The 4,806-nt window shown below is 72.8% G+C and carries 4 protein-coding genes; 2 read left to right on the top strand and 2 right to left on the bottom strand.

The genetic code is table 11. The annotated features are described in order from the left end of the window. Positions 1-544 precede the first annotated feature (544 nt). Together BI06_RS45505 and BI06_RS17130 are read right to left on the bottom strand one after the other, a co-directional pair. Positions 545-1,129 carry a hypothetical protein gene (locus BI06_RS45505; RefSeq protein WP_082558517.1) on the bottom strand — a complete coding sequence of 195 codons (585 nt, stop codon included), beginning with the start codon at positions 1,127-1,129 and terminating at the stop codon, positions 545-547. A gap of 89 nt (positions 1,130-1,218) precedes the next feature. Continuing rightward, entirely contained in the window at positions 1,219-2,961 is a 1,743-nt protein-coding gene (locus BI06_RS17130) for a C40 family peptidase (RefSeq protein ID WP_051741152.1), read from the bottom strand. A gap of 335 nt (positions 2,962-3,296) precedes the next feature. On the opposite strand from BI06_RS17130, the gene BI06_RS17135 reads away from it, so the two are divergent. Together BI06_RS17135 and BI06_RS17140 are read left to right on the top strand one after the other, a co-directional pair. After that, entirely contained in the window at positions 3,297-4,481 is a 1,185-nt protein-coding gene (locus BI06_RS17135) for an inorganic phosphate transporter (protein WP_043468913.1), read from the top strand. A 29-nt stretch (positions 4,482-4,510) separates the two neighbouring features. Beyond that, positions 4,511-4,765 carry a hypothetical protein gene (locus BI06_RS17140; protein ID WP_030392835.1) on the top strand — a complete coding sequence of 85 codons (255 nt, stop codon included), beginning with the start codon at positions 4,511-4,513 and terminating at the stop codon, positions 4,763-4,765. Positions 4,766-4,806 lie beyond the last annotated feature (41 nt).

A 4,806-nucleotide genomic window follows, 5' to 3' on the forward strand; every position in this document is an offset into this window, starting at 1 on the left:
CGAGGGGCAGCCAGCCGAGACCGGATGAAGTGGAGCGGCTCGGTTCGCCGGCTCCCTTGCGAGCCGTTAGGGAGCCACCGAAGGAGAACCGAGGCGTAGGAAGTCGGCGACATCGACACCATCGGGAGGAACGGCATCGACGAACGACCGCCCCGAATAGGGAGGCGACGTTCCGGTGGCCCCTTGCGCGCAGCAAGGGGCCACCGGAAACAACTCTCACCGCACCCTCGCACTCCACCCAAGCGCCCGACCCTCGCGCTACAAGTCAAGCGAGGTGGAGTCCGGGCCAGGTGGCTTCCTTGCACGCCGCAAGGAAGCCACCTTCGAAGAGCTCCGGAGCAGGAAGTCGGCGGCATCGACTTCCTGCACGGGGCCACCCCCGCGAGAGCGCGGAGGCCCGCACATACGGCAACGTTCCGGCAGCACGCTCACGCCAGTGCGCGCCGGTCCGAGCCGGGACGGAGCAGGAAGTCGAGGGGCCCGACTTCCTGCTCCGCACCTGATACTTGGGGGCAGCCGGCCGAAGCCGGGGGCTGCGGAGTGGTCAGCCGTAGTAGGCCAGGAACTCCCCGATGACCTCAGGCGGATTGGCAGCCTCGGTGGCCTCCTCCTCCCAGCCCGGGGAGTCCATGTCGAACACGACGACGGGCAGCGGGCGGCCGAAGATCCGCACCACCTCGCCGCTCTCGTGGAGCCCCCGGGCAAGGCCGATCACGGTCTCCTGGAAATGGAGCCGCAGCCCGTCCGCCCGGGCAGCCACCGCAGGATCTCCCAAGCGGCGATCGAGGTCGAACGGGCCGTCGTACCAGAGGCCGAGCCGCCCGGCCTCCTCCTCCCACAGCGCGCCGCCGCCCGGGTCCTCGGGGACGTTGCCGAGCCGGTCGAAGCCCTCCAGGATCCAGTACGCGTAGTTCCAGCGCGCCTCGTCGGGGTCGGCGTCGGCCGCCGCCCGGTAGCGGCTCTCGGTGTTGTGGCCGATGTCGACGTACGGGCGCCGGTCGTCGGCGTCCACCCGCCAGACGTTGAGGGCGAGGACGTACACCTCCGACCTGACCGCGTCGGGCAGACGCTCCAGGATGCCCGCACTCGCCCGCAGCAGATGCTCCTCGAACGTCTCCGTCGTCGTCATGGCGCGAGCCTCCCGTCCCGCCGCAGCGGGAACAGCGGCGGGGCCGGGCCGCGGGGAACGCCCCCGAGGCCCGGCCCCGAAGGTCCGCGTCAGTGCTGGTTCGGCGGCAGGGTGCCCGACGCCGTCCCGGAGGCCGTCGCCGTGCCGGACGCGGTGGCCGCGGCGGAGCCGGAGGCGGTGGGCGAGCCGGTGCCGGCCGGGGTGCCGGTGGGGGTGCCCGTCGGCGTCCCGGTGGGCGTGCCGGTCGGCGTACCGGTGGGCGTCCCGGTGGGCGTGCCCGTCGGGGTACCGGTGGGCGTGCCCGTGGGCGTGCCGGTGGGCGTCCCGGTCGGGATGCCCGTCGGGATCGACGTCGGCGTCCCGGTCGGCGTCCCCGTCGGGGTGCCGGTGCCCGGGTCGGTCGGCGTCCCGGTCGGCGTCACGCCCGGAGTGGTCGGCGTGCCCGGGTTGGTCGGGTCGGGCGTGCCCGGGGTGACAGGGGCGGTGGTGCCCGGCGCGGGCGGGGTGCCCGGGAGGGCGGGCACGACCGGCGGGACCACGGTGCCCTCGGGGACCGGCGGCTGGTTCAGCGGGCTGGACGCGATCGGGGTGACCGCGTCCCAGCCGGCCGGCAGGTCCGGCACCTTCCACGAGCCGCCCGCCTCGTCGGCGGCACCGCTCGGGTCCGGGCGGACGGCGCCGAGGATCGGGTTGGCCCCGATCGGGCCGACCTTGACGTACGAGCCCGGCCGCGGCGCGTGCACGACCAGCCCGCCGCCGATGTACATCGCGACGTGCGTGGCGCCCTCGAAGTAGATGACGAGGTCGCCGGGCCGCATCTGGTTCAGCGGGATGTGCTGGAGCTGCGCCCACTGCTCCTGGCTGGTGCGCGGGATCGGCTTGCCGGCGTGCAGCCAGGCCTGCGAGGTGAGCCCGGAGCAGTCGAAGACGTCCGGACCGGCCCCGCCCCACACGTACGGCTTGCCGAGCTGGGCGAGCGCGAAGGCGACGGCGGCCCGCCCGGCCAGCGACGGCGTGCGCTCGCCCTGGCCGAGCACCCCGGAGGCGAGCAGGGCGAGCTGCGCCTCGTCGGCCTTGGCCTTCTCGACCTGCTCCAGTTCGGCGCGCTGCGCCCCGGTGAGCGAGGAGACCAGCTGCTCGACGGCGGCGAGGTCGGCGGCGACCTTGGCCTTGGCGGCGTCCTGCTGGGTGACCAGGGTCTGCGAGGTGCTCAGCGCCTCCTCGTTCTGCTTCTGCAGCACGCCCAACGCGTCGCGGTCGGAGGTCAGCTTGGCGAGGAACTCGTTCTGCGAGCGGCTCGCGGTGGCGAGCAGCTCCGCGATGGTGACGGCCTCGTACGGGTCCTTGGAGAGCAGCAGCTCGGCGTAGGCGGAGGCGGCGCCGTTGCGGTACTGGGCGGCGGCGAGCTGGGCCGCGATGTCCGTACCGGCGTCGACCTGCTTCTCCTGGCGGTCCACCTTGGACTTGAGCTCGGCGAGCGAGGCCTGCTGCTCGGCGACCTTGGCGACGGCCGCGTTGTACTGCTCGGTGGCGGCCTCGGCACCCTGGTACAGCGCCTGCAACTGCTCCAGCAGCGGGCCGAGGGTGGCCTTGGCGGCGGCGAGCGGGTCACCGTTGGGGTCGTTCACGGGCGCGCCGGGCGCGGTGGCCCCGGGGGTGGGCTGGGCCGGGTCGGCCCAGGCCGCGCCGGCGGCCAGCGGCAGCGCCAGCGCGGCGGCCGCGAGAACGGCCCCGCAGCGCAGTGCGGCCCGCACCCAGGCCGGCCGTCCGCCGCCGCGGTTGCCCGCCCGCCGTCCGTCCGTCGGTTCCGCTCCTCGTACCCCGCCGCCCATAGGTCCCGTCCTCCCCTAAGCCCACGCTCCGGGGTCCCCGGACCTCCGCAGATCCTGCCATGTGTTACTCACCGGAAACAGACCGCACCCGTACGGCTCGATGAATTTTTCGCCCCCGGTGTGAGACAGCTCTCAGCAAAACGGGCGAACCAGGGCAGATCTCCACTAATGTCCAGCTCAGCGCGGTGGGCAACACCCCCTGGAAAGGTCCTGGCCACCCCCAAGTCACCATCGGAACCACGATTCCGATGCCTGTTCACCTTCCGTTCATCCGGGATCCCTACCGTCGCGAACAACGCCAACGTCTGTGCGACAACTACGACGATTGTTTGGGTATGGAACACATCTCGTTCCTGGTGGCCGTTGTGATCATCACGGCGCTCGCCTTCGACTTCACCAACGGGTTCCACGACACCGCCAACGCGATGGCCACCTCCATCGCCACGGGAGCCCTCAGGCCGAAGGTCGCGGTCACCATCGCGGCCGTTCTCAACTTCGCGGGTGCGTTCCTCTCCGTGAAGGTCGCCACCACCATCTCGGGCGGCATCGTCAACGAGAAGGCCGGCATCCATCCGGAGATCATCTTCGCCGCACTGGCAGGCGCGATCCTCTGGAACCTGCTGACCTGGCTGCGCGGTCTGCCGTCGAGCTCCTCGCACGCGCTCTACGGCGGCCTGATCGGCGCCACCGTGGTCGGCGTCGGCGTCAACGGTGTCAACTTCGACACCGTCGTCAGCAAGATCCTCATCCCGGCCGTCGCCTCCCCGCTCGTGGCCGGTCTGGCCGCCTGGGGCGCCACCAAGCTCGCCTTCGCGATCACCCGCAAGGCCAAGGGCGAGACCGTCGGCAAGGGCTTCCGCACCGGCCAGATCTTCTCCTCCTCGCTGATCTCGCTGGCGCACGGCACCAACGACGCCCAGAAGACGATGGGCATCATCACCCTGACCCTGGTCTCGGTCGGCGCCCTGCCGAAGGGCGCGCTGCCCCCCACCTGGGTCATCGTCTCGGCCGGCGCCGCGATCGCGGTCGGCACCTACATGGGCGGCTGGCGGATCATCCGCTCGATGGGCAAGGGCCTCGCGGACATCACCCCGCGCCAGGGCTTCGCCTCCGAGTCGGCCGCCGCGACGGTCATCCTGACCTCCTCGCACATGGGCTTCGGCCTCTCCACCACCCAGGTCTGCTCCGGCGGCATCATGGGCGCCGGTCTCGGCGGCCCGAAGGCCGAGCTGCGCTGGGGCCTGGTCCGCCGCATGGTCTACACCTGGGGCCTGACCCTGCCCGCCGCCGCCACCGTGGGCGGACTCGCGGCCTTCCTGGCCGAGCAGGGCAACTGGGGCGTGGCGCTGGTCGGCGTCGCCCTGGTGGCCGGCTCGGGCGCGATGTGGGTCATCTCCCGCCGCCAGCCGGTCGGTGCGGACAACGTCACCGCCGACGACGTCGCCGACGTCACCCCGGTCGAGGTCGGCCCGGCCGCGTCCGCCACCCCGACCCCCGCCTCGACCACGGTCGCGGCCTGACCGCCGCCGGCTGAGGAGCTCGAAACACCATGCACATCAAGTGGAACGCCCTGGCCCAGACCGCAGGCGTCAGCTTCGGCATCACCGTCGCCGTCGTCGCCGTCTTCGCCCTCGGCATCCTGGCCCTGTCCCGCCGCGAGGCCTCGCTCACCGCGCAGCGCGAGGCGGCCGGACCGGGCGCCCCGGCGAACGGCGGCCGGCTGGCCCTGGCCGGCGCCTACACCTGCTTCGCCGTCTGCGGCGCGGCCGTCCTCTACGGGCTGTCGCTGATCGCGGGCAAGTAGCCCGACGGCGCAGCAGCCACGCAGCACCGAACGGCCGGAGG

Origin of the sequence: Kitasatospora sp. MBT66, assembly GCF_000710405.2 — a bacterium.
In the GTDB taxonomy this organism is placed as follows: Bacteria; Actinomycetota; Actinomycetes; order Streptomycetales; family Streptomycetaceae; genus Kitasatospora; species Kitasatospora purpeofusca.